The sequence below is a fragment of the Mycobacterium vicinigordonae genome (genome assembly GCF_013466425.1).
GTDB classification, from domain to species: Bacteria; Actinomycetota; Actinomycetes; order Mycobacteriales; family Mycobacteriaceae; genus Mycobacterium; species Mycobacterium vicinigordonae.
This window is the reverse complement of sequence record NZ_CP059165.1, coordinates 4744149-4770141: the sequence shown is the minus strand read 5'-3', so window position 1 is coordinate 4770141 and position 25993 is coordinate 4744149. Positions and strand designations below refer to the sequence as shown.

Annotated in this window: 20 protein-coding genes and 2 pseudogenes; 14 read left to right on the top strand and 8 right to left on the bottom strand. The window is 61.1% G+C overall.

The genetic code is table 11. The features are described from left to right. Positions 1 to 329: 329 nt before the first annotated feature. The gene (locus H0P51_RS21235) at positions 330 to 2966 is read right to left on the bottom strand and encodes an AAA family ATPase (RefSeq protein WP_180914843.1); all 2637 of its coding nucleotides are present in this window, start codon (positions 2964 to 2966) and stop codon (positions 330 to 332) included. 871 nt (positions 2967 to 3837) lie between these two features. Here H0P51_RS21235 and H0P51_RS28665 point away from each other — a divergent pair. Then, positions 3838 to 3996 (top strand): annotated as a pseudogene (locus H0P51_RS28665) (IS21-like element ISAau2 family helper ATPase IstB); the annotation flags it as partial. Positions 3997 to 4172: 176 nt separating this feature from the next. Further along, entirely contained in the window at positions 4173 to 4925 is a 753-nt protein-coding gene (locus H0P51_RS21230) for an SDR family NAD(P)-dependent oxidoreductase (RefSeq protein ID WP_180914842.1), read from the top strand. 904 nt (positions 4926 to 5829) lie between these two features. On the opposite strand, the gene H0P51_RS21225 is transcribed toward H0P51_RS21230, so the two are convergent. Next, a complete protein-coding gene (locus H0P51_RS21225; protein WP_180914841.1) occupies positions 5830 to 6030 on the bottom strand; it encodes a hypothetical protein in 201 nt (66 codons plus the stop codon). Positions 6031 to 6204: 174 nt separating this feature from the next. Continuing rightward, a complete protein-coding gene (locus tag H0P51_RS21220; protein WP_180914840.1) occupies positions 6205 to 7689 on the bottom strand; it encodes an AAA-type ATPase lid domain-containing protein in 1485 nt (494 codons plus the stop codon). A 564-nt stretch (positions 7690 to 8253) separates the two neighbouring features. Here H0P51_RS21220 and H0P51_RS21215 point away from each other — a divergent pair. The 12 genes from H0P51_RS21215 to H0P51_RS21160 all read left to right on the top strand — a co-directional run bounded on the left by H0P51_RS21215 (position 8254) and on the right by H0P51_RS21160 (position 22391). Then, positions 8254 to 9450, top strand: coding sequence for an IS110 family RNA-guided transposase (locus H0P51_RS21215; RefSeq protein WP_180914839.1), 1197 nt, complete (start codon positions 8254 to 8256; stop codon positions 9448 to 9450). Positions 9451 to 10730: 1280 nt separating this feature from the next. Continuing rightward, a complete protein-coding gene (locus tag H0P51_RS21210; RefSeq protein ID WP_180914838.1) occupies positions 10731 to 11501 on the top strand; it encodes an MlaE family ABC transporter permease in 771 nt (256 codons plus the stop codon). Further along, on the top strand, positions 11498 to 12349 hold the full coding sequence (locus H0P51_RS21205; RefSeq protein WP_180914837.1) for an ABC transporter permease: 852 nt from the start codon (positions 11498 to 11500) through the stop codon (positions 12347 to 12349). Before H0P51_RS21210 ends, H0P51_RS21205 begins: the two co-directional genes overlap by 4 nt. Before the next feature lie 4 nt (positions 12350 to 12353). After that, on the top strand, positions 12354 to 13817 hold the full coding sequence (locus tag H0P51_RS21200) for an MCE family protein (RefSeq protein WP_180914836.1): 1464 nt from the start codon (positions 12354 to 12356) through the stop codon (positions 13815 to 13817). Between the two features lie 91 nt (positions 13818 to 13908). After that, the gene (locus H0P51_RS21195) at positions 13909 to 14889 is read left to right on the top strand and encodes an MCE family protein (RefSeq protein WP_246398893.1); all 981 of its coding nucleotides are present in this window, start codon (positions 13909 to 13911) and stop codon (positions 14887 to 14889) included. Next, positions 14886 to 16178: an MCE family protein gene (locus tag H0P51_RS21190; RefSeq protein WP_180914834.1), complete on the top strand. Its 1293-nt coding sequence runs from the start codon at positions 14886 to 14888 to the stop codon at positions 16176 to 16178. The genes H0P51_RS21195 and H0P51_RS21190 overlap by 4 nt, the downstream gene beginning before the upstream one ends. Further along, positions 16175 to 17500 carry an MCE family protein gene (locus H0P51_RS21185; RefSeq protein ID WP_180914833.1) on the top strand — a complete coding sequence of 442 codons (1326 nt, stop codon included), beginning with the start codon at positions 16175 to 16177 and terminating at the stop codon, positions 17498 to 17500. Before H0P51_RS21190 ends, H0P51_RS21185 begins: the two co-directional genes overlap by 4 nt. Next, complete coding sequence (locus H0P51_RS21180) at positions 17497 to 18633, top strand: virulence factor Mce family protein (protein ID WP_180914832.1); 1137 nt, start codon at positions 17497 to 17499, stop codon at positions 18631 to 18633. The genes H0P51_RS21185 and H0P51_RS21180 overlap by 4 nt, the downstream gene beginning before the upstream one ends. Before the next feature lie 2 nt (positions 18634 to 18635). Then, the gene (locus tag H0P51_RS21175) at positions 18636 to 20093 is read left to right on the top strand and encodes an MCE family protein (RefSeq protein WP_180914831.1); all 1458 of its coding nucleotides are present in this window, start codon (positions 18636 to 18638) and stop codon (positions 20091 to 20093) included. 24 nt (positions 20094 to 20117) lie between these two features. Further along, the gene (locus tag H0P51_RS21170) at positions 20118 to 21062 is read left to right on the top strand and encodes a fumarylacetoacetate hydrolase family protein (protein WP_180914830.1); all 945 of its coding nucleotides are present in this window, start codon (positions 20118 to 20120) and stop codon (positions 21060 to 21062) included. 163 nt (positions 21063 to 21225) lie between these two features. After that, positions 21226 to 21669, top strand: a complete 444-nt coding sequence (locus H0P51_RS21165; RefSeq protein ID WP_180914829.1) for a mammalian cell entry protein — start codon at positions 21226 to 21228, stop codon at positions 21667 to 21669. Continuing rightward, positions 21666 to 22391 (top strand): hypothetical protein, encoded by a 726-nt coding sequence (locus H0P51_RS21160; protein WP_180914828.1) that lies wholly within the window; start codon positions 21666 to 21668, stop codon positions 22389 to 22391. Before H0P51_RS21165 ends, H0P51_RS21160 begins: the two co-directional genes overlap by 4 nt. 448 nt (positions 22392 to 22839) lie before the next feature. On the opposite strand, the gene H0P51_RS21155 is transcribed toward H0P51_RS21160, so the two are convergent. The 5 genes and pseudogenes from H0P51_RS21155 to H0P51_RS21140 all read right to left on the bottom strand — a co-directional run bounded on the left by H0P51_RS21155 (position 22840) and on the right by H0P51_RS21140 (position 25953). Continuing rightward, the gene (locus H0P51_RS21155) at positions 22840 to 23487 is read right to left on the bottom strand and encodes a CAP domain-containing protein (protein ID WP_180914827.1); all 648 of its coding nucleotides are present in this window, start codon (positions 23485 to 23487) and stop codon (positions 22840 to 22842) included. 68 nt (positions 23488 to 23555) lie between these two features. Continuing rightward, positions 23556 to 24281 carry a VOC family protein gene (locus H0P51_RS21150; protein ID WP_180914826.1) on the bottom strand — a complete coding sequence of 242 codons (726 nt, stop codon included), beginning with the start codon at positions 24279 to 24281 and terminating at the stop codon, positions 23556 to 23558. 81 nt (positions 24282 to 24362) lie between these two features. After that, positions 24363 to 24470, bottom strand: a pseudogene (locus H0P51_RS29295) (hypothetical protein); the annotation flags it as partial. A 14-nt stretch (positions 24471 to 24484) separates the two neighbouring features. Further along, entirely contained in the window at positions 24485 to 25306 is an 822-nt protein-coding gene (locus H0P51_RS21145; RefSeq protein ID WP_180914825.1) for an SDR family oxidoreductase, read from the bottom strand. Between the two features lie 41 nt (positions 25307 to 25347). After that, positions 25348 to 25953 carry an aromatic-ring-hydroxylating dioxygenase subunit beta gene (locus tag H0P51_RS21140; protein ID WP_213016708.1) on the bottom strand — a complete coding sequence of 202 codons (606 nt, stop codon included), beginning with the start codon at positions 25951 to 25953 and terminating at the stop codon, positions 25348 to 25350. Between the last annotated feature and the right edge of the window lie 40 nt (positions 25954 to 25993).

Below are 25993 nucleotides of genomic sequence, written 5' to 3'. Positions count from 1 at the left end.
GGTATCAAGATATTCAAAGCCTATCCCCGTTGCCAGAACTGCCAACGAGCTCATCGCTCGACACCTAGTGAATCCATCAATCATGGCCTGGAGCGCAAGCGTCAAAGATCTCCTGAAGCCGCACACACGAGGACTTTTCATCGCATCGACACATGGCCGGACCGTCAGCCATTGGATCGGAAACGAGCGCGGCTGGAGCACAAAGAAAATTTGGCGCCCCGGGCGCCGCTGTCGCACATCAGAATCCGGGCCGGTATGTGAACTGAAGTGATCTTGTATCCCGTGCTGGACCCGAATTTCCTACGGCTATTGCGGATCGATTCCAGCGGTCATTGGGATCGAGCGGCACCAACCGCTGAAGCGAGCTGTTCGCGGCTGGAAATGCCGAGCTTCTCGTAAACTCGCTGAAGGCGGCCCTCGACGGTCCGCACCGAGAGATACAGCTGGTCGGCGATTGCCTTGTTAGACCGCCCAGCCGCAGCCAATAGTGCAGCTTCTTGTTCGGCGCGGGTCAGCAGTCCGCGGATTGTCGTTCCCCGCAACGCTAGCGGACTGAGTCCAGCACAATTGATCGTTGACGCGGCCGCTTGAAATTCGCTTGCAGCTGCTTTCCGATCCTTACCTCTCCGGCGCCATGCGATTGCCGCATCTGAAGCAGCCTCGGCAGCCAGCAAATACGCGCCCATCCCCCTGAAGGTGGCCGAAACCGCGTCGAGGCCGTTGGGATCATCCTCGGCAAGCGCAGTCGTGTGGTTGATACGAGCCGCCGCGAGAGGTCCCTCGACATGCTTTGCGAGGTCCTGCATCCGGTCACCGACGTCTTTGCTATACCCCAGACGTCCCAGCATATGTAGAGCATTTACGGCGCCGACACGATCCCCGATGCGTTGACCGACTGAAACCGCTTCTTCTAGAAACTTGCATGCTTGCGGCAGGTCGTTAGCCGCTGCAGCGGTCCAGGCGCGGGCCAATTCAAGATCAATACCGGCGAGGTATAGTCGCGGCAGCCCGAGCGCATCGAGTGCGGCCAGCGTCTGTTGCGCTTCTTCAGCTTGACCATTGAGTGCGAGCGCCGACGCCAGAGCGGTGAGTGAGACGTATTCCATTAACGGCCGAGTGAGGTTATGGAAGAGCGCGACAGCTTCCTTCCCAAACTTGACTGCATCACATACGTTGCCCCGATCCGCTGCCTCCGTCGTCAGTGCAAACGCAAACCACGCCTGCTTTTCCACGGAACCGTCGTGCAGCGCTTGGTTGTATTGATCTCTGGCCAACTGATCGGCCTCGTCAAGGCGCCCCCACCAAGCAAAGGCCTGACTGCGAAAAAACAAATGAGTCCAAGGAAACCAATCGGAAGGCCCGGCGGCCGATTCTGCTGTCGTGTAACCGCGTTCGGAAATGCTGAGTGCTTCGAGCAAGAGGCCGAAACGTGCGTGAGCAGGCGATGCTACTTGGCAGGTCCACGCTAGCGGCCGCCCGTTTGCGCGATGTAGCAGCGGTTCCACTGATTCGATTGCCTGCCTGGGTCCCCACTTTGCGAGCACTAGCCCGGCTCGCATCGAGTGAACCCAATCGAGCCAAAGTGGATCGTCGATCGCGACGTCCGCCTCTTTGACTATTCGTAGTCCTTCGTCAATCAACCCTCCGTAGAACGCCTCGTTATTTAGGCGTGCGATAGTCACCCGTCCCCGTTGCGCATCCGTGGTCGTCTTGGCGGCGAGGCGCAGCAACTGGTCGTGACCGTCGGCCGTGCGACCCTGCTGGGTAGCCAGCTCAGCGAGCAGGATCGCCGCATCAAACCCGGCTCCTGCGGCAAGCGCTCTCTGCGCAAGTGCCTCAGCGAGAATGAAGTTGTAATCGCGCTGAGCCGCGGTGGCGGCAGCAAGCATCAGTTCAGCGGGACCACCGCCGCCATGTAGCCGCCATGTAGCTACCCGAAGGATATCTCGTGGATGGCAAGAGCCTTGTGCCTCAACCGTATCCGCCAACCGGGTTGTGATGCTCGGGACCCGGATGGCGGGAGTTCGAGCCCGCACCACGTCGCCATATACGGGGTGGGCCATGCGGACTTCGAGTCGGTCACCTTCTATTCGGCTGCTCACGAAACCTTGTCGTTCCAATTGTTCAATATCTGAGATGCCAGTTAGTGCCGACAACTCCGTTATCTCCAACGGCTCTCCCCAGGACAAGAGCTCTAGCAACGTTCGCTCTTGAGGCGATAAGCCTTCCAAGCGCAGTTCGACGAGTTCCACGAGCCTGTCAGACGGGGTCAGGGGCCTGGCTAGGAACCAAATCCCAGAATCTTGAACCAAGTTATGGTCTGCGATTGCCCCTAGGAGGAGCTCGCGGAGGAAAAGGATATTTCCCTGGCAACGCTCAGCTAGGCGGGCGGGCACCGCCTGATCCACTTGGCCCCCCAATACAGTGGTGACCAACTCTGCAATCGATTCCTCATCTAGCCCCACCACCTCGATGCGTTCGACTAGTCCGTCCTTCCAAAGCGACACGACCGGACCGGGAGCGCTCGCGGTACTGCGTACTGTGCCAAGTACGAACGCACTCCCACTGGCAGCCAACTGGTGAATCAGCGTGGCAGTGGCGTCGTCCAAGAGATGGGCGTCGTCGACCAGGAGCACAAGCCGCCGATCGCCAGCTCTGCGGACCAACTCCGCCGCAGCAGCACTCAACATTTGTGCAGGCGTAATAGCATTCCCGAGATACTGGGATACCGGCAGCAGCGAGGCAACTGCGCCAAGCGGCATGAAAGCCGCCGCCCGGCTAGCTGATACATGAAATGTGGCAAACGACGGCCCCTCAACCTGGCGGAGACACTCCACAGCAAGCGCCGTCTTGCCTACGCCCGATTTCCCCGCCAGCACGGCCCCTCGGGCACAAGGCGCGGTTGAAGTTATCAACTCGGTGAGCACACGGATCTCAGCGTCTCTTCCGACGAACTCCCACCGCATATTTCCGGATAATACCGTCAGATACTGACGTAATGATACCGTCAGGTGGCGCGTATACACGTCAAAATATATGAGCATTGTGAGCCGGCCCGATGAGCCCGCCGACTTTTGTTGGATTCGCTTACCCCGGTGGGCTGGGTCCGTGCTCGTCAGGGGCTTCCCGACATCCTCCGGGCGATGTGGTCGAGGATGAGGGCGGTGGTCATTAATCTAGCCGCGGCAGTCGACGGACCCAGTGGCTGTCGGCGTCGAGGACGAATGCCACGTTGGCGAAGCCCATCGACGTCCACATGTGGGTAAAGTCAGCTACCCACAACCAGTTTGATACACACGCGTAAATTGCGGTCTGCCCCCAATCCGGACATTCGAGATCGCTTTGCTCGGCCAGGGTGGTCTTGTGCGTGGCCCCCGTATCGCACCCTTGCAACCCAGTTCGCGCCCGATCCACTCCACCGACCAGCGGGTGACATCATGGGCCTGGCCACGCGGCCAGATCCACACCGCGCCTGAGCCCAACGCCTGGACTATCCGACTGCTCTTCTTGTCTTCCTCTGCGGCGGTGATGATCTCGAACACTTCGGTGTCACGTCATTGGCGAGGTTTCGGAGTCTTGGACATATGAGGACACAGATAGCCAAGGAGAGCACGACGCTGCTGACTGAGATCGCCGAGCCGTGTCGGACCAGCGAGATGTAAATAGCAGCAGCGATTTTCGCCGGAAAGGCGCTCAAACCTGCCCGAGGGACGCGACGGAAGATTCAGGTCCGCAACGTCTACGGGGCGTCGAAGCTCGTCGGGTGCTCGCTGACGAGCCCCAAGACTCAGATCCTTCCCAGATCGGGAGTCTCCGGAAATGCGGGGCAGGCGTGCACCTTTCAGATGCTGGGGTGAAGTCGTTGGTGACGACGTAGTCGCCATGATCGAGCGCCTCGCCGACCACGGCGCGGTCACCTCACTCAAAGGGCACAGCTACCGCATCAAAGACCGAAACCTCGGCCGGATCGCGCCGGCGCGGGCCGACGAACAATAGACCGCGGTTGCCAAATCAGCCATGCGCAATGAGAAGGGCACGACATCGTGTAGTCGCCTCAGCTCAACTCGAGTAGCCGCTACGGTTCATCGGACTGAGGATGCCGCACTGTAATTGATCATTCGCCTAGCTTGATCGCAGGAGGGTCCGTTGCTACACGTTAAGGGGATGCGGCCATGAGGGGTCGTCTCGAGGGCAAGGTCGCGATAGTAACGGGCGCCGGCTCTGGCATCGGGAAGGCGATCGCTGTAGCTTTTCACGAAGAGGGCGCCAGGGTCGTAGTCGCAGATGTGTCGGGCGCGGAAGAATCAACCGCAAAAACCCTTGGTGATAATGCATTGGCCGTACACGTCGACGTATCTCGCTCGACGAACGTAGAAGAAATGGTCCGAAGTGCTGTGGACACTTTCGGTTCGCTTCATATCCTATGCAATTGCGCAGCAGTGCCCGGCGACGCTGCGCCCCTCGCCGAGTACAGCGACGCGCAACTGGAGCGTGTCATTAACATCAACCTTAAGGGAACGTTCCTCGCAATGCGGGCCGCGTTGCCCGAGATTGTCAAATCAGGCGGTGGCTCGATCATCAATATCGCATCGACACAAGCACTCATCGCGTTTCCTGAGACTTCTGGCTATGCGGCCACCAAGGGTGGCGTTGTGGCGCTCAGTCGGGTCGCCGCAGCCGAGTACGGGCACGCTGGCGTTAGGGTCAACGTCATCTGTCCGGGCCTGACTGACACACCGATGTTGCGTGGGTTCGAGAAAAGCGCTCCTTCTGGAGCCCTCGAACAGGTGAATGCGATGACCCCGCTGGGCCGGATAGCTCAACCCGAGGAGATAGCCTGTGCTGCTGTGTTTTTAGCCTCAAATGAGGCTTCCTATATCAGCGGTATTGTTCTTCCCGTCGACGGCGGCTACACGGCCGTTTAGGCATTCGGCTTTTCAGCCGCCAGCTGTAGGGTCGGCGAACAAACGCAAGGGGCTATCGTGGACCTGGAATTCGGTTGCGAGGTCTTCAATGTGCCGACAGTTTCAACCTTTTGGCTGCTGATTTGCAGTGGGTGTCATTGCCAGGCTGCCGCCTCGGCGTTGGACAGCTGCCCAGGCGAGGTTGTGATGGGCATTCGAAACATGTTGGTAAATAAGCATTGAGGATGTTCATGAAGCTGTCACATCCAGCATTAACCAGGGCTAAACCAAGCCTGCCACCCCCTTGCCCGGACGGCTAGCCACCTTCCGTGGAAGGTTAGCGCCGAGGGAATAGCCACCGCCAGCTCAGCCAGGAGGTGGGTTCGGGAACGGATTCCCAGCGAGTACTGCGAAGACGACCTACTGGTGACTTTCCCTGTCACGCCACGTCATACCACGCCCGATTGCGACACACCCAACCGATCTCACTGGCGCTTACACCGCTCCTCTGGACGCCCTCCACGACACACCGATCATGGACCGCGCTGTGCCACGGCACTCCGTTTCTGCTGCGCCCCAGTGTCATTCATAACGCCGAGGGCAACGCAGGACTCCATCACTCTGGACCATTACGCGATTCGGGTCGATGCGAAGGAGTAGCCCTGCGCCGCAATAGTCTTACCTGTCGAGTATCCCCTTCGAGTCAACGTTGAAGCGTGCTGGCCAAGTTGGCACCGCTACCCCGAAGCGCGCCTCGAAACATCTGCGGCAGCGTCGGTGCGATTGACATGCAAGTGAATCCGCCGAAGACGCTCATTTTGCCCATGAAGCACTTCGGTGAACTGCTCAGTCAGCTAGCCCGTCCGGCCGCGGTACCTGCCAAGTGGACAGCTGGCGGCGGCGAGGCCTCTGGGAAATTGGCTGGTCAGAGCGCTGGCCACAGGTCCTCCGGCCCCGCCTTCGCCAGACACTCGCGGCGTCCGCCCTCATCGAAAACCTCGAATAGAGATATGCTGTGTACCAGTGCGTGCAATCGCTTTGTCCCCACAACTCGCGGGACGTCGAGGTGTGCGGTGAAATCGCCGAAGCGGCGCATAACGAAGAACGGGTCGCGAATGATGAGCATGGCCCACCCCTCGTTCAGAACGCCCGCCAGCGTGAAATCCTCCCGCGAGGGTTCTTCCCAACGCACGGCCGGCCTTTTGCGGTGCAGTGAAAGACCTACTCGCACAACACGTCCGTGGAAGACAAGTCTGACAGTTTGCCCAGTCGTAGTCGTTTGTTAGTTGCTCTCCAGCGATCAGAGGTCCACGCCGAATTTGGCGAGCTTGCGGTAAAACGTGGAACGCGAAATGCCAAGCTCAGCAGCCGCATTGCGCCTATTGCCACGCGTAGCCACTAATGCGGTAGCGATAACATCACGCTCTGCCCTTTCGAAGCGCGAGAGCTGCTTACGCGCGGTGAGGGCCCGAAACGCATCTGGCAGGTCGGATTCCATGATGGTGCGACTGCTGCATCGGTCACGAGCAGCCACCACCACACGGCGAAGCTGGCGGACATTGCCGGGCCAATCCCGACTCATCAGCTGACGCAGTGCCGCGGGTTCCACCTGCACCGGTAGCCCATCCCGGTCATCGAGCACAACCCTGACTATGTCAGGTATGTCTTCTCGGCGGTCAGCGAGCGACGGGACTTCGACGACATTCTCGAACTGTGCCATAATCTGCGGCGGCGGAACGTGTTCCGCCCCGCCTGCGAGGTAAGTCGCAATTATTGGGCAGCTGACCGCGGTGAGCTCGTCCAATCGCCGACACATGAGCTCAAGAGCATTAAGGTCGAGTTGTTCGAGGTGCGTGAATAACAGCGCGCTCGCGCTGCTCCCTAACTTTTCAACTGGCGAGATCCAACGATGCACGCCGTCGCGGATATCGCGTCCATCGAAACGCGCTATGTTGCCCGCATTCTCGCGCGCCTCAAGTAGCGCAACGGCCAGCGTCGCCTTCCCGGTCCCGGACGCACCGACGAGCAGCAAGCGACCACCGTTTCCGACAGACCGGGCGCTGCGCCGCAGTACTGCCGACCACACATTGCTGCGTCCTGGCAACACAGTTAGCAGCTTTCTATGGACGTCGTGTTCGAGGAACGACGACCCGATACCTGCAGACTTCGATTCCATGGTGGTCGGGTACAAACGTACGACTGCACCAACCACCGTCCCCCCATCGCGCAACTGGCGTATCGACCCGTGCAGCGGTGCTGCCTCCCCATCGAGGGCGAAGGCTAGCGTGGTTTGCCCATCTGCAAGGGCCCGTCGCACCTGCTCCCAAAGCACCGCCTGGCGCCCCATGCCGCCACCCAGCATGTCCCCGGCCAGCGTGTTGGTCATCAGGAATCTGCTGTTTACCGCCACGAGCGGCCGCCTCCGCCCACGGCGTTCAGTCTGTAGAAATCCCTCCAGCAACGCTCGGTCGGTGGCGGAGTGCCCGTTGAGCAAACTCTGCTCGACTTCGTGTGCAACCAGGGTGATCAGCGGCTGCATAAAAGTGGTCCCCAATCCAGCCGGACAGACGATGTCCACGACTCCCTCGATGCATCCGGTGATAGGACGCCGAATGGGCGAGCCGACAGCGCAAAGCCCATCCAGAAGGCTGGTGAAGTGCTCGGTGCCCCACACTGCTGCCGGTCCGCCGACCTCTAACGGCGTGCCGAGGCCGCTCGTTCCGGTCGTTGCCTCATCCATGATGAACCCGGGACTGGCGCTGATTTCGTCAAGCTGACCCAGCATGCGGCTGCTCGCCCAACGCCCCAGGACTCGCCCGTCTCGGTCCGCCAGCAACAAGGCGACATCCGCATCGGCGCACTGTCCTGCAATGCAACGGGCAATCGGATCAGCTGCGCGGAGCAAAGAATGTTCCGGGCCCACCTCGCCCGCAAATCGTGGACGTGGCGACGTGTTCGGGTGCAGCCCGGCCAGCGAGGATCGCTTCCACGATTGGGCCGTCTCCGCGCGGACAACGTCCGCAATTCGCCCTGACGTAACAAACTCCTCGCGAGCATGAGCGATGAGGAGCTGTCGCTCAGATGTGATCACTGCTCACGCTGCCCTACCTTTCTGATGTGCCTTTGATTGTTTCGATGTTCGAGGATGATCGGGGTGTGCGAGCGGGGCAGGGATGGTTTTCATGTTGGCTGCACTCGATGGCCAAGGAGGCTCGGCCCCCGGTCCCGCTGCTTCTTCCTGACCGCTGATTAGGGACTGCGGCAGTTGATCGTTATGTGGGGCAATGTCGGAGGGAAGCGGCTGCACGAGGTGCTGTATCGAGTCGTGGGAAGGAGTACGCCGACGGCGGTGGCTGTGGGTATCGATATCGCCAAAGCGATCCATTGGGTTTGTCTGAAGATCCGTGAGACAGGTCAGTTGCTGGCCAGCCATAAGGTCGACAACACGCCGGCGGACATCGCTGGCTTGGTTGTTGAGATTCGTGCTGCCGCAGAACAATACGGGGCCGTCAGGGTCGGTATCGACATTGTCGGGGGTATCGCTGCGCTGGCCGAGGCGATGCTGCTCGATGCCGGGATCACGCTGGTGCATGTGCCGGGACTGGCGGTCAACCGCGCCCGCCGCGCGACTGTGGGTGGCGAACATAAAAGTGACCCCAAAGACGCTGCGGTGATCGCCGGCCAGGTCCGCATGCGAGAGGACCTGCGGCCCGTTACCGCTCAGCGTGACGTGGACGTTGATCTGCGATTGCTGGTCGGTCGCCGCAGCGAAATCGTCACCGACCAAGCCAGTCGCGCAGCGCGGTTGAGGGACCTGCTGGTGTCGATTCATCCCGGATTGGAACGGGTCGTCGACGTGACCGGTAAAGCGGGCTTGCACCTGCTGACCCGCTACGTCACTCCCGCCGAGATCCGTGCTACGGGCCGCGGTCGGCTCTTGGCCATGCTGCGCAGAGCCGGCCACGTGCGCGAAACCACCATGACCGCGCTCACCGACGCGGCTGTGGCCGCCGCGCAAGCCCAGCGCATCACCGTGCCCGGGGAAGCCGTCGCCGCCGACCTGATCCGCGCGTTGGCCACCGAAATACTCAGTGCCCATGAACAACTCAAAACGATCGACGCCCGCATTGAAGCGATCCTCGCCGCACACCCCGACGCGGCCCTCGTCCGTAGCCTGCCGGGGATGGGGGCCGCGCTCACGGCAGAATTCCTCGCCATCACCGGTGGCATCGACCGCTACACCAGTGGCGATCAGCTCGCCGCGGCAGCCGTCCTGACACCCGTGCTCAAACAAGCGGGCATATCCCGGTACCTGCAACGCGCCAGCGCCGGCGATAGGGCCCTCAAACGAGTCTTCTACCAATCGGCCTTCATCGCGATCAGCTGCGACCCGGCCAGCAAGACCTACTACCAGCGGAAACGAACCGAAGGCAAAGTCCACCACCAAGCCGTCATCTCCTTGGCGCGCCGCCGCGTCAACGTCTTGCACGCAATACTCCGTAACCGGCAGCCCTACAACGCCGGCCATGCAGCTAGCGCCGCTTGACAAACGCATTAGGGAGCCTCCCCTGCCGTCGCGATGTGGAAACGCGAGCTTGGGGGTGCAACCAACCGGGGTCTGAGAGGGCATAAGCCCCCCGCCGTCGGCAATGCGGTCCGTTGGTTCAAAGCACCCGAACCAATGCACCCGGCCAATGGTGGTCGACTGTTGGCGTCACTTGTCCGCACCTCGCTCTGAACCAGACCAGAATCTTCCAGCCGAGTTCAGCAGCTGGGAGTGCTGGCGCCCAGCCGCAGCGACTACCCGAATCGCACCACCATCGCTACCTGACCGGGACGTCCGGTCGACGGTAGATACATGCGTGGTGTTGGTCAGCAGCTGGTCACCGAGATTGGCGTGCGACGCCGTGATCGCCTAAACGAAAGCCCCGATACTGGAGCACCGGCATATTTTGACGACCGCCAAACGTTGCAACGCAGGCATCAGCGAGTTCGGCGGATCGGTGGCCAACTGCGGCGGCGGCTGGCGCGACACGCAGCGGACCCGATATCGCAGGCGGATCCGAGTACCGGCGGCGACCTTGTTCGTGATTTCGGATGTCGTCCGTTCGCTGATACTAGCGTCGGTCGACGACGCGAGGTTTCGTTTAGATTGGCGCGGCTTGTTCGGTCTCGGCCACCTCACGGCGTGACCGCGGACAGGTCGATTAGCGAAAACAACCACGCCATCATGCACACACGGCCTCAGGGTCGGTGCTTCCGATATTGCAGCGTAGATTGCCGCGGCCATGTCATCGCGGCATCCCTGGAGTCTGCGGCTGAGGCCACGTAGCAGCCGGCCAGCCGTCCAAGTAGTCACTACGGTTCCACAGCAGTCAGGATATGCGGTCTTGTTGTCACACAACACAAGCAAAAGGACGCGGAGCGGTGCGGTACTCGGCGTCGTCACCACGGGCAGCGCTGTTGCCGATTGCCCGCTGGCTGGGGAGGATGCATGCTACAAACTTCGCCCACGTTTCACCCGCCGAGCCTTCGATGTGGCGATACCCGGCGAGCACTGCTCCGGTTGGTCGACGGCACCGCGACGAATGCCCTTTCGATAGGACAGCTCTGCTTCGTTCCCGCGCCACTAGAGCCATCGAATTCCATCACCGTTGCGCGACGTCTGTCGCCGCGCCGATGCTTCGCACACCCTGGATCCACGCTCGCGCTCAGGGTGTCCATCGCATCCACGGGAACTGGCTCGTTCACAGCGATTGAACACGCTCATCAACATTTCCAACCGGTCGCATCGCCGGTGGTGCGGACGGAATGGAGCGGTAGCTAATGGCCTTTGCAGTCACAGGGCCGGCGCGTGCGCTCGGAAATTTCTTCTCAATGTGTATGGACACCTTTGTTCAGATGTTCATCCCGCCGTTCGCGTGGCGCGAATTCTTGCTCCAAACCTGGTTCGTAGCAAGGGTGTCGCTAGTTCCGACACTCGCTCTAACGATCCCGTTCACGGTTCTCCTCACATTTATGTTGAACCTCCTGCTCGCGTCGATCGGCGCTGCCGATTTGTCGGGAGCCGGCGCTGCGCTCAGCGCAGTCACACAGATTGGTCCAGTGGTGACAGTGCTGGTCGTGGCGGGCGCAGGCGCTACGGCGATGTGCGCCGATCTGGGCTCACGTACGATCCGCGACGAGCTTGATGCGCTGCGGGTGATGGGTGTCGATCCCATCCGTGCACTGATCGTTCCGCGGGTACTAGCAGCCACGCTCGTCTCACTCCTGCTCTCCTCACTTGCGGTCACGGTCGGTCTATTCGGGAGCTTCTTTTTCGCGGTCTACTTCCAGCATGTGACGCCCGGCGCGTTCGTGTCCGGGTTGACATTCCTCGTCGGCACATCGGAAGTCGTCGTCTGCCTGATCAAAGCAACATTATTCGGCTTGACCGCCGGCCTGATCGCCTGCTTCAGGGGCATCACCGTCGGGGGTGGTCCGCAAGGAGTGGGCAACGCTGTCAATGAAACGGTGGTGTTCTCCTTTGTGGGACTGATGATGATCGACATGATCGTCACCGGCATCGCAGCACAAGCGGCCGGACGCTCGATATGAGCAGCACAACCAGCACCCCGCATTTTCCGCTCCGGCGCTGGGTCGGTAGTTGCGTCGACCACTGGAACCGGATCGGCAATCAAACCCAGTTTTACGTCACTACGCTCAGGAGCATCGGGGATGTGGCGCGCCACCACAAGATGGAAGTCGTCCGCCTGGTCGCACAGATGGGACTCGGCGTCGGAGCTCTCCTCATAATCGGCGGCACCCTTGTGGTCGTCAGCCTCCTCACGGTGACGACCGGCAGCATGGTCGGAATCGAGCTTTTCCGTCAATTGGGTCGGATCGGTATTGAGGCTCTCGTCGGCTTCACGTCCGCTTATATCAACACACGCATACTGAGTCCGCTGTTCGCTGGTCTCGGCCTTGCTACCACAATCGGCGCGGGCGCAACCGCGCAACTGGGTGCCATGCGCATCGCCGAGGAGATCGATGCCCTGGAATCGATGAGCGTCCGGTCGGTTGCATACCTTGCCTCCACCCGCGTCCTGGCGGGTGTGATCGTGGTGATACCGCTTTATTGCACTGCGACAGTGACGGCTTTTGTGTCATCAAGGGTAGTCACGATTTTCGTCCTTCAGCAGTCGGCTGGCGTGTACGACCATTACTTCTATACATTCCTTCAACCCACCGACCTGCTGTGGTCGCTGCTGTTAGCTGTGGTGGTCGCCGTGGCGGTGATGCTGGTCCACACCTACTACGGATACACCGCTTCGGGAGGGCCTGCAGGGGTTGGTGAAGCGGTCGGCCGCGCGGTCCGCACGTCACTGGTCGTGGTCGTGGTAGTCACCCTGCTTGCATCCATGGCCATCTATGGCCAAACCGGCCAGTTCCACCTGTCGATGTAGCGCCATGACAAATACCACCAGGGCATCGAGGCGAACGGTTCCGCGCGTACACCCGTCGGTCTGGCCGCTGATCCTCCTTGTCGTTATTGGCGGCGGAGTACTGCTTGTCTACCAACAGTTCCTCGGCAACTTCAGGTCATATGTGCGGGTCACACTGCTGGCTGATCGGGCCGGATTGGTGATGGAACACGGCGGCCAAGTCAATATGCGCGGTATCCAGGTGGGCCGCGTCGACACCACCCGCGACGTCGGCGGGCATACAAGCCTGAGCCTGCAGATCTTCCCCGATCAGGTCGAGCACATCCCGGCCAATGTCGAAGGGCAAATTCGCGCCTCCACAGTTTTCGGCGCCAAATACGTCGACCTGGTCTACCCGAAGAACCCGAGTCCCAGACCGATAGCGGCTGGTGAAGTCATCCGGGCGCAGAACGTGTCCACTGAGGTCAACACCGTTTTCCAAAACCTTTCCGAGGTGCTGCACAGTATCGACCCGGTGAAACTCAATGCAACGCTCACCGCTGTTGCCGAAGGCTTACGCGGGAAAGCGCCCGCAATCGGACAAAGTATCACCGCCGGCTATAACGTTCTCACCGCGCTGAACCCCCGAGCCGAGACCATCCGCAGCGACTGGCAGTCGCTGAAGGGGTTCAGCAACACCTACAGCGCCGCCGCCCAAAACATCCTTGCAGTGCTTGACGCGGCGAGCACAACGAGCACCACGATCACCGATGACGCCGCATCGCTGGACCAATTACTCACCAGCATCATCGGGGTTTCGCGCAGCGGCATAAACCTCATCGGCCCCAACAGGGACAACCTGGTGGACGCCATCAACGACCTGGAACCGACGATGTCGCTGTTGATGAAATACAACCCCGAACTCACATGCATGCTTACCGGCGCCAAGCTCCTCATGGACACCGGCTATGCGGAGACCATTGGCGGCAACGGTAGGTCAGCGATTCTTGATGCAGCGCTGCTACTTGGCGACGACCCGTACAGATACCCCGACAACCTCCCGATCATCGGCGCCAGGGGAGGGCCCGGCGGCAAACCTAGTTGTGGATCGCTGCCCGACGTCGCGAAGAACTGGCCGGTGCGCCACCTGGTGACCGACACCGGATTTGGCACCGGGCTCGACATCCGGCCAAACCCCGGTATCGGCTTCCCCGGCTGGGCCAACTACTTCCCAGTCACCCGCGGCACGCCGGAGCCGCCGAACATCCGCTCCTTCGGCGGCCCGGCCCCCGGCCCCATTCCATACCCGGGGGCGCCCCCCTATGGAGCGCCGATGTACGCACCCGACGGAACCCCGATGTATCCGGGTCTACCTCCGGCACCGCCCCCTGGGGCGCCGCGCGACCTCGGACCCCGCCCCGGGGCCGAGCCATTCCTTCCCCCTCACCCGATGGAGATGCAACCGACACCGACACCGCCCGCACCACAGGCGGCTGCACCATCGCCGTGACCGCACCGCACTGGACTGAGGCTCCAACGAGAGGCAATCGACTGTGAGAGAAAAATTGCTAGCCGTTACTTGGCGGCTCGCCATTTTCGTGATGGTCTGCCTTTTCGGGATCTTCGCGATGTTCGCGGTCTTTTCGCAAATGCGGTTCGAGCCGCAAGACACTTACAAGGCTGTGTTCACCAACGTCTCCGGAATGAAGGCGGGCCAATTTGTCCGCATCGCCGGCGTCGAGATCGGCAAGGTCAAGAAGCTCAGCATCCAACCTGACTCGACGGTGTTGGTGGAGTTCACTGCCGATTCTTCCGTTGTCCTCACCCAGGGCAGCCGTGCGGTCATCCGATACGCCGACCTCGTCGGCGACCGCTACCTCTCCCTGGAACAAGGCGCCGGCGGAACCAAGAGGTTGCACGCTGGCGACACCATCTCGGCGACCAACACATCACCCGCGCTGGACGTGGACACATTAATCGGCGGATTCCGTCCGCTGTTTCATGCCCTTGAGCCAGACCAAGTCAATGCCCTCACCGGACAATTGATCAAAATCTTTGAGGGCCAAGGGGACACGATCGGGTCGTTCTTGACGCAGGCAGCGGCGTTGACAACCACCCTGGCCCAACGAGACCAGCTAATCGGGCAGGTCATCGTCAACCTCAACACCGTATTGGGTTCGCTGGGCGACCAAAGCAACCAATTCGCCAAGGCCGTCGACTCGTTGAGCCAGCTGATGTCTACCCTGGCCGACCGCAAGCACGACATCAGCAATTCGGTCGCCTACGTTAACGCCGCCGCCGGCTCGATCGCCGACCTGTTGACCCACTCACGGCAGCTGATCACCAAGGTCGTCGGCGAAACCGATCGGACCGCGGGGCTGATCCTTGCCGACCACGACTATGTGGACAACATCCTCAACACGCTGCCCGACAAGTACCGGGCACTGGGTCGCCAAGGTCTCACCGGTGATTTTTTCAGCTTCTATTTCTGTGACATCTTCCTGAAGCTCAACGGCAAGGGCGGCCAGCCCATATACGTCAAGGTCGCAGGCCAACCCAGCGGAAGGTGCACGCCAAAATGAAGTCCTTCGCAGAACGCAATCCCTTGGTCACCGGGGCGGTCGGCCTTGCGGTGACCGTTGGAGCCCTGCTGATCGCTGTGAATTATGACAAGCTGCCGTTCGTCAACCAGAACGAACGCTATTCGGCCTACTTCGCCGAGATCGGCGGCCTAGCTCCAGGCGTACCCGTCCTGGTCTCGGGATTAGCTGTGGGCAAAGTGTCCAACTTCGAACTGGACGGGCGACAAGTGCTGGTCAGGTTCGAGATAGATAAACACATCCGTCTCGGCAACCGCACCGAAGCGGCAATCAAGACCAATAGCGTGCTAGGCGCCAAAGTTCTGGAGGTCACCCCCCGCGGTGACGACATACAAAAGGGCCCAATACCTATCGAACGCACTCGACCGCCATATCTGCTGCCCGACGCTCTCGCTGAAGTCACCCAAGTTATTAGCGGCATGGACACCGGCCAGCTGTCCGAGTCGTTATCGACGCTATCGCAAACCTTCGCGAACACCCCGCCGCAACTGAAGGTCGCCGTCCAAGGTGTGGCTCGATTCTCCGAGACCCTGGACAAGCGCGACGCGCAGTTGCGCAACCTGCTGGCCAACGCCAACAAGGCGACTGGGGTCCTGGCCCAGCGCAGCGACCAGGTCGTCAAGCTCATCGCAGACACCAATGCACTGCTTGTTCAGTTGCGGACGCAAAGCAGCGCTCTTGATGAAATTGCGGGAAATCTTTCGGCACTCGCCCAACAAGTCCGGGGGTTCATCAGCGACAACAGGACCGCGCTGAAGCCAGCGTTGGAGAAGCTCAACGGTGCATTGGCGATTGTCGACAACCGCAAAGACAAGGTCCGGGATGCGATCAAAAGGCTGAACTCTTACGCGATGTCGTTGGGTGAGGCGGTCTCCTCGGGCCCGTTCTTCAAGGCGTACGTGTGGAATCTGCTGCCCGGACAGTTCCTGCAGCCGTTCATCGATGCAGCGTTCTCCGATCTTGGGCTCGACCCGAACACCCGATTGCCGTCGCAGGTCACCGATCCGCAAGTTGGCCAGCCAGGCACACCGCCGCTTCCGATGCCATATCCGCGGACCGGCCAGGGCGGCGAGCCAAGACGCACATTGCCGGATGCCATCACAGGCAACCCCGGTGACCAGCAATGTGGCGTGTCCGGCGCACCACTCTCTGGCCCTGGCTGCTACCCGTACCGTCCGCCCGAACCTGCGCCGCCAGCTGGAGGGCCGCCGCCCGGGCCTCCAGCGCCACCTCCGCAGCCGAGCCCGCCAGCGGGAGCTGGTGCCCAATGACGCGCACACGCACTGCCAGGCTGGCGGTGGCTCTCACGCTGGTGATCCTGCTGATCGCAGGCATCGTCGGGTTGTCGCGTACGGCAGACGCAGCACGACGCATCCACGTCACCGCGTACTTCCCCAACGCCAACGGGATGTATGCCGGTGATGAGGTACGCATTCTCGGGGTTCCAGTCGGCAAGATCGATCAGATCGAGGCGCAACCGCGGCGGGTAAAGGTCACGTTCTGGTACCACGACAAATACAAGGTACCCGCGAACGCGAATGCTGTGATCCTGTCGCCGACGCTGATTTCTGCACGGGGGATCCAGTTAACTCCAGCCTACGCTGGCGGCCCGATCATGGCAGCCGGCGCGGTCATCCCCCAGGAGCGCACCGCGGTACCCGTCGAGTGGGACGAATTCCGACAACAGCTCGAAAAGCTCACGAATATGCTCCAGCCGAGCCAGCCAGGCGGTGTCAGTACGCTCGGACAGTTCGTCGATACCGCGGCCGACAACCTGCGTGGGCAAGGTGCGAGCATCCGCGACAGTGTAATCAAGCTGTCGGCGGCAATATCGGCCCTTGGCGATCACAGCGGCGACCTGTTCAGCACCATCAAGAATGTGTCAATCCTGGTGTCTGCGTTGCAGAGCAGCACTGATCTGATGAGACAGTTGAATGCGAACTTGGCCGCGGTGACCGCATTGGTGTCGAATAACCCGGATGAGATTGGCAATGTCCTCGAGAACATCAACTCTGCAGCCGGCGAAGTACAAAGCTTCGTAGCGGAAAACAGGGAAACGCTCGGAACAACCTCCGACAAGCTGGCGTCGATAACCACAGCAGTGAAGCAGAGTCTCGATGATCTCAAGCAGACGCTGCACATCGCCCCCACTACCTTCCAAAACTTTCTGAACATTTACCAACCTGCGCAGGCCACGCTGACCGGGGTGCTCGCCGCCAACAATTTCGCGAACCCGATCTCCTTCATCTGCGGGGCGATTCAGGCCGCGGCGCGACTGGGGGCCGAGCAATCGGCGAAGCTGTGCGTGCAATATCTGGCGCCGATTGTTAAGAACCGCCAGTACAACTTTCCTCCGCTGGGTCTCAACCCATTTGTTGGCACCTCCGCGAGGCCGAACGAACTCACGTACAGCGAGGACTGGTTACGACCCGATTACGTGCCCCCGCCTGGCCAAGCGCCGGCACCGCCTCCCGGAGAGCCGCCGGCACCGCCGCGGGCCGACGCCCTCGGCGGATACCCGACCGAGACTCAGCCAGCCGACGCGGCGTCTGGATTGCGCGGCTTGATGGTGCCTCAGGAGTCCCACCCATGACCGGGATGCGTCGTGTGCTTGCCAACGCGCTACTGGTGATCGCCGCCTGTGGTTTGCCGGGCTGCGCGAACTGGCGAGGCGTCAACTCACTGCCGTTGCCGGGCACCGAAGGCCGCGGCCCCGGTGCATTCACCATCCAGGCGCAGCTGCCCGATGTCGACCACTTGGAGCAAAATTCACGGGTACGCGTCAACGATGTCACGGTTGGCAACGTCACCAAGGTCGAACGTCAGGGCTGGCACGCCCTGGTGACGATGAGACTCAATGGTGACGTGCATCTGCCCGCCAATTCCACGGCCACCGTCGGCCAGACCAGCCTGCTGGGTTCATTGCATGTTGAGCTGGCACCGCCCAAGAACGTCTCGCCGCAGGGCTCCTTACATGAAGGATCTCTCATACCGTTGTCGTCGGGTTCGCTATATCCCACCACGGAGCAGACGCTGGCAGCGACATCGATGCTGCTCAACGGTGGCGGCATCGGTCAGCTCGACGAAATCGTCCAAGTTCTCAGCAGCTCGTTCGCGGGTCGCGAAGAACAACTGCACGGGCTGATCCGGGAACTCGACAAGTTCGTCGGCAACCTCAACCGCCAGACCGACGACATCATTGCCGCAACGGATAGTCTCAACAACCTGGCTGGCCAGTTCGCCGACCAGAGGCCGGTGGTGGATAAGGCCCTCAAGACCCTGCCCAATGCGTTGAAGGTGCTGCGGGACCAGCGACAAAACCTCGCAGAGGCACTCGACGAGTTCGGCAAGTTTGGTGCGCTGACTGCTGACTCGGTGAGCCGGATCAAGAAGAACGTCGTCGAGGAACTCAAACAGCTCGGCCCGGTGCTCCAATCGCTGGCCGACGCCGGCCCGGCGCTAACGCGCTCGTTGAGCTTCTTTAGCACTTTCCCGTTCCCCAACGACACACTGCTGAACTGGTTCCGCGGTGACTACGCCAACCTGACCGCCATCATCGACTTGACGCTGAGCCGAATCGACTCCTCGTTCTTCACCGGCACCCGTTTCGAGGGGAACTTGACCGAGCTCGAACTGCAGTGGGGCCGCACCATTGGGCAGCTGCCTAGTCCGTACACCGCAGGCAACCCGCTTGTCGCTCCCTACCGATGGGATCAGGGGTCCTAAAAATGCGCATGAGTCGACGGAACTGGATTCAAATTGCAGTACTGCTAGTGGTGTCGACCACCGCCGTCGCGGTGACACTCGTCGCCTACGTACACTTGCCGACCCTGCTGTTTGATGCGGGCCGCTACCTGGTGACCGCGCAACTGCCAGCGGCGGGTGGCCTCTACCCACGAGCAAACGTAACCTACAACGGCGTCGAGGTCGGGCAGGTCAAGGAGATTCACCTGACGAACTCGGGCGTCGACGCAGTGCTGTCCCTACGGTCAGAGGTAAAGATTCCCTCGAACCTACGGGCCGAGGTGCATAGCATGATGGCGGCAGGAGAACAGTATGTCGCGCTGTTGCCGCGCGGCGACGCTCCGCCGCTCAAAAACGGTGACATCATTGCCCGCAAAGACACCAGTGTGCCGCCCCCCATCGATACCTTGCTCGATGCGGTCAACCGTGGCCTCATCGCGATCCCGGACGATAACCTAAAAACGACCATCGACGAGGCCTACGTTGCCTTCGGCGGGCTCGGGCCGGAACTCTCGCGGCTGGTCACCGGGACGACCAGTTTGACGATCGACGCCAACAACAATCTTGCCGAATTGACCAATGTCATCGACAACGCAGCGCCGGTGCTCGACACGCAGACCAGCACCGCCAATTCAGTGCAGGCATGGGCGGCACACCTGGCTAACGTGACCAACCAGCTGCAATCCCACGACCGCGACCTGCGCGGGGTGTTGCGCAACGGCGGCCCGGCACTCGGTGAGATCGGCGCTCTGTTGGACCGGCTGCAGGTCAGCCTGCCAATCGTGTTGGCCAACCTAGTCAGCATTGACGCAGTGGCGGTTACGTATCGGCCCAACCTTGAGCAGATCCTGGTATTGCTGCCTCGCGGTGTTGAGGCCGTTCAAGGGATCAACCTAGCCAACCGGAATACGAAGCAGGGTCTACGAGGCAGCTACCTGAGCTTCAACCTCAACCTCAATTTTCCGCCCCCCTGTACCACAGGGTTCTTGCCCGTCCAGCAGCAACGCAGCGGGGCCTTCGAGGACTGGCCAGATCGCCCGGCCGGCGATATCTACTGCAGGATTCCTCAGGATTCGCCGTTTAACGTCCGCGGCGTCCGCAACACGCCGTGCGAGACCAAGCCGGGCAAACGCGCCCCCACGGCCAAGATGTGTGAAAGCGACGAAGAGTACGTTCCCCTCAATGACGGTTTGAACTGGAAGGGCGACCCGAACGCGACCTACACCGGGTCGGGCATTCCGGAGCTGCCACCCGGCACGCCGCCCGCTGCCGGACAAACTGGGGAACCCCCGCCGGCGCCGCTCGCGGTTTCCCAATATGACCCGGCCACCGGAACATACGTCGGACCAGACGGGCACCTATATACACAATCCGACTTAGCGCGCAATCGTCCGGGACAGCAGACGTGGCAGACGATGCTACTGCCCCCTCAAGACCACTGAACGGCACACGAAAGGGCAGAACACATGTATGTAGCCAACGTCGAAGGCCGTCTCACCACATTTTCCAACGGTGGACCTGTCGATGTCGCACACGCCAGCGGTGGCCGTTTCGAGAGCGACATCCAGCGTGTATATGACCGCTGGGATGACTTCCTCGCGTGGGGCCACACGATCAACGCATTCGGGAAGTGTGCTCACGGGCCAACCAAACTGGGAGCGTTGGTGCCGCAACCGCGGCAGGTTTTCGCGGTCGGCCTTAATTACAGCGGTCACGCAAACGAGACTGGACTTGCGCCGACTCAGACGCCAACCACCTTCACGAAGTTTCCGAGCTGCATTGTGGGTCCCGATATCGTCGTAGAACTGGCGAGCGACACGACAGACTGGGAGGTCGAACTGGTCGCAGTGGTCGCTCGGCGGGCCCATCGAGTGAGGGCCGCCGACGCCTGGGGTTACGTTGCCGGCCTCACAATCGGCCAGGACATCTCCGAGCGCACGCTCCAATTCGCTGACTCAACGCGCCAATTCAGCCTGGGCAAGTCGTACCCCGGGTATGGGCCGTTGGGGCCATTCCTGGTGACGCCCGACGAATTCCCCGATCCCGACGATCTTGCCATCACTTGCACAATTGACGGCGAGTTGGTCCAAGCAGCGCGGACCTCGGAGATGATTTTCTCCGTCGGCGCCCTGATCGAGCGCCTATCCGCTGTGTGCCCACTGCTGCCAGGGGACCTGATTTTCACCGGAACACCGGCGGGAGTGGGTTTCGCCCAATCGCCTCAGCGGTTCCTCAAGCCAGGACAGGAGATCGTCAGCGAGATTGAGGGAATTGGTCGACTAGTCACCAGAACAACGCACTCGGCAGCTGGCGGAGACGGCGGACGGGCGATCGGTTCGCCATCAGCTCCCGCCGCCGAGGGAACTTTAGCGCCAACGGCGCGGAAGGAGCGACGTGGACGCCGACACTGACAATTCCGACCGTCTGATCCATACGGCGGATTCCACCGCGGATAAACCGGATCCCGAGTCCGCAACCGGCAGCGGTGCCGCCGATCACGAGTCCAGCGATCGCACTAACTCGGGAGACCACAGATCCTCGCCGTGGCGGTACTCGGCGGCTGCCGGAATGGCGATGGTGCTCGCACTGGTCATTGTCGTGGGGTGGTTGGGATTTCGTTTCTTCGAGTCACGACGCGATCAACAGCGGGACGCGGTTTACCTCCAGGCAGCTCGTCAGGGGGCGGTGAACCTGACCACGATTGAGTACACGGAGGTCGACAAGGATATACAGCGCATCTTGGAATCGTCGACGGGGGAATTCTTAGACGATTTTCGAAAGCGTTCCCAGCCTTTCATCGACGTTGTCAAGCAGGTGCAATCCAAGGCGGTGGGCACGGTCACTGAAGCCGCCCTCGAGTCGGTCGACGGCGACCACGCCCGGGTGCTGGTGGCCGTCTCGGTGAAAACATCTAACGTTGGCGCCACTGATCAACAACCACGTCTATGGCGGATGCGAATCGATGTGCAGAAGATCGGCGAGACCGCCAAAATTTCCAACGTCCAATTTGTGCCATGAGTACCCAACACAAGGTTAGGGGAGACGCCACCAAGCCCGAGAGCATGCAGGCGCCCGAGGCCGACGCCGCAGAGGACGCCGATGGGCACCGCTCGGGCAGCGACACGCTGGTTGTCAAGAACGACAACTCCCGTGAGTCATCCACTACTCAGGACGAACCTGTAACCGAGAGCGAAGACCCCGTGATAACGGAGGCCAGCGAACCCGATACATCCAACCCGCCGAGGCGGCGAGCCGGGAAGTCGTGGATGCGGATGGTCGGTCTCACCGTCCTACCGATAATTGCCATACTGCTGACGTTGGCGGCAGGATATCTAAAATGGCAGGACGGTGTAGCGCGGGAATCCGACGCTGCCAGAAGGCAATCGGTGCAAGCCGCAACCGAGAGCACCATTGCCATGTTGACTTACCAACCGGACAGCGTGGACAAAGACCTGAAGGCCGCCGGCGACCGTCTCACCGGCAAGTTTCGGGACTCCTACAGGTCGCTGGTGGACGACGTGGTGATCCCCGGCGCGAGGGAGAAAAAGGTCACGTCTGTCGCTACGGTAAGGGCTGCAGCAGCGGTATCGGCAACCCCAAACCATGCAGTTACCCTAGTTTTCGTTAACCAGACGATCATCATCGGCAACGACGCGCCCACCACCACTAGCTCCAGTGTCAGGGTGACCCTCGACAAAGTTGGTTCGAGATGGTTGATTTCCGATTTCACGCCAATCTGATTCTGCAGTCGTAAGTCGGGATCGTCGGTACCGACTTCACGCGCCGCGGCCCGCACGCTCCACCCCCTAGCCCGCAACTCCATGAACCGCTGACGCTTGGCCTAGAGCGGGCGACGCCCCGGCCCCTTCTTCACCCGACGCGACGATGTCAACACAACCTCCAGAACCTAGAGAAGTGTTGCAACCGTCCCTAGAAACCACCCCGTCGCTTCTGGCCTACTTTTCGACCGTCGTCAACAGTCAGGCAGCGGTCGGCCCACCAGCTGCCCCCTCAGCGGCGCGCGGCGCACCGCGTTAGCGATGCAGCCCGAATCAGCCGATCGGCGATGGTGTCGTTGATCATCAGGACCGGCAGGCACTTCGTTGACTCCTCCGTCTCGAGGCACACGAGGCGATCCTCCCGGATGCTGAGATCTGCACGGATGCCCCAATGCACAAGGCGCACCACCTAATTCGGAGGGTGGGCGGGCGGCGGGTAGACGCCCCGCAGAATCCAGGGGAACCAGTTGATCCCGTACTCGATCTCGTCGCTGGCGTCGTAGTCGGGAGTCGGGCCGGTCGGGATGTTTTGACCTGCCGTGTCGGGGGGATTTTGCGGCTGCCCGTACACGGCCACCACGACGGTGCGGTCCAGGCTGTTGACCGACCACACCCCGATCTGGCTGTTGGCGCAGTTGGACATGATGGCAGAGGACGCGGGGTCGTAGAACCAACGGTTGATCAGATCGATGCCGCTGATCGCGATGGCAGGATGGATCGCCACCGTTTCAGCTACCTGGCCGCGGTAGCCAGCGGCGTTGGCGCGGCTCTGTGGTGTGGACCCGTCCGAGCCGATGTCGCCATCGAGATCGCGGTTGTTGAGCACATCGTTGGCGTGCCATTCGGCCGCGCGTTGCAGTTGTGGGTTGATCCGCACGTCGTTAGTGCACCCAGCCTGATGCTGCATGGTGAAGACGTTGGAGACCACTGAGTCGTTGAGACGCCTGTTATTCGGGATGAGCGTGTTGTTGTCGTTGTCGGCCTGCGCAGTGGGTGTGCCCAAGAATGCCCCAACGGCGAGCATTGCCAATGCGGACACGGCCAGCGGCTGATACATGGGACGTTCTCCTCAGGTGCGGTGCCGGGCCCGGGACCGCAGCGTGCCGCCGCCCGCGTCTGGCAAGATCATCTGTCTGCCGCCGTGGCATCTAGGGGGCGGACCGTTGGCGGCAGCCCTGGGCCCACCACCCGGTGGCCCCATAGCTCGCCGCGATCAGCTCGCACCACGTGCCACGTGGCGTCGTCAACCTCTCGACCTCCCCAGCCGTACTCGATCTCGAAACCTGCTGGGGTAACGAAGTAGAACGACACCACCTCATCGGTCGAGTGTCGGCCGAACTCCATGGACAGCGGGTATCCGCGATCGCGCACGATGTCGTAGGCCGTGCCGACATCATTGAGGTCTTGCAGTTCGAGCATCAGGTGATGGAGCCCGACCTTATTCGGGGCCTCCAAAATCGCCAGACTGTGATGCCGACGGTTCAAATGATAAAAGTACCCGGGAGTATGAAAGACCGTATCCACAATGTCGCTCAACTTGAAGCCCAACACTTTCGTGTAAAACTTGTGTGCTGCGGTAGCGTCCGGAACGATAAAAACCACATGACCCAGCCCGCGATCACCGGTCACAAAGCCCTGTATCGGCCGGCCCGGAACGAACGCCTCGTAGGACACGAGCGCCCCGTAGAAAATTTCGTGAGGGAGTCCGGCAGGGTCTTCTAATCTGACGAACCGTTCGACCTTGCGCTCGGCGCACTCGGCGACCGAACCGGGTTGCCAGCTTACGTGGGCCTGGTCCAGCCGTTCGATCATCGCATCGAGATCGGACTCGCCGGCGACTTCCCAGCCCACGTAGGCAACTTGGCTCTCCGCGCCAGGGTGAATCGCGATCCGATGATGGCGCAGGTCAGCGCGCAGGTAGACCGAACCGTCGTCTCCCGTCCGGGATACGGTCAGCCCCAGAACCTCGGGACCGAAAGTAGTCCAGATCGCCGGATCCGGTGTCTCAACTCCGAGATAGCCAAGACTCGCGATGCACATTCTTCGAAACCTCCTTATTGATCGAGCTCCGGGGCCAGCGCCATGCCGTGCCCAACCATGCCCAAACCGGTGTCCCAGTTGACGATGGCGCCGGTCGCCACACCCGCGTCTGTCTTCGAAGCCAGCAACACATAGATGCCGGTGTAATCCGCAGCGTTGGGACATCTGCGCTGTGGAACCATACGTTTAGCGGCCTCGTAGAATCCCGGCAAGAATTCCGACGCCGTAGCGTCTTGCTGATTCAGTGCTTTTGGCCCGCCTATACCGCTGTCGCGGATCGTGCCGGGTACCACTCCGTTTACGCGAACTCGCGGGGCAAGTTCGAACGCGAGTTGCTTTACCACCATCGCCAGCGCGGCTTTCGACACCGAATACATAGGACCCGTGCCGGGGTACATAGCAGACGTCGACAACGTAAGGGTGACGCTGCCACCGGAGGCTTCAAGTGCTTCTCGCGCTGCGGTCACGAGCAAAATGTGGCCTGCCACATTAGTTCTCATGATCTCGTCGAACACCGGCAAAACGTCTTCTCGATCGTAAGACTTGAATGATGGGACGATGTCAGCGACGGCAGCTGTTCCAATGAGAGCATCCAGACGACCGAAACTCCGCAATACATCAGCAACGGCCGACTCAGAGGCCGCCGGATCACGGATATCGCCTTCGACGGCAAGCACAGAATCGCCGAACTCAGCCCGCAGACTGCTGACCTTGGCGGTGTTGTATTCCAAGCAGGCGACGTTGGCGCCTTCTCGGAGGAACCGGTCAACGAGCGCGCGGCCTAGACCGGAGCCGCCGCCACTTAGCAGCACCCCACTCGCTTCTAATCCGCCCATTGTCCGTCCCGCGTCTCTCTATCAATCCGGCTTTGCAGCGCTCACAGGAAGATGGCTAGGTTGACGGTTCCGAGGTTGGATTGGTCAACCAGGATCTCGCGGTTCAGTAGTTTGTACTTTCCGTGGTGGTTGGGCGCCTGACGTAGCAGGTCGCGCCGTTCGGCGGAAAGGAATTGGTAGGTGGGGTTGTCCCATCGACTGCGTGCGACCAGCAGGTAACTGACTACGTGCAGTTCGTGGTCGTCGTGTGTTGGCGCGGTAACGGTGATGTTGCTGATGAATCGACGGGTTCTTGAGGGCGGGTCTTCGCCCCAGGCGTAGCCAGTGTCAAGGCGGGCGACTCGGCCTTGCATCGATGCGTAGGTATCGTCGAAATGCATTGCGTCGGTGAATCCTTCGCCGTCGGCGCGCCACGCTGTGACCCGTACCGGCATGCGGTACTCGAGATCTTGGTCCAGCATTTCCATCCACTCGTGGAAGCGTCCATGATCGAGGAGGAACGCTTCGCGGGTCAGAAATTGCTGAGCCGCGGCGAACCTTGGGTCCGAGTAGGCGAGTGCAGGCAAGGAATCGGGTTCGGGTCGTGGGTGCTGAGTGGTGCGCGCCATCGGTTCGTTGGGCGACTGCCCGGTTGCCACGCTTTGCATTACGAGTATTCCTCTCTAGCCCGCGGTCTCACCGACGATG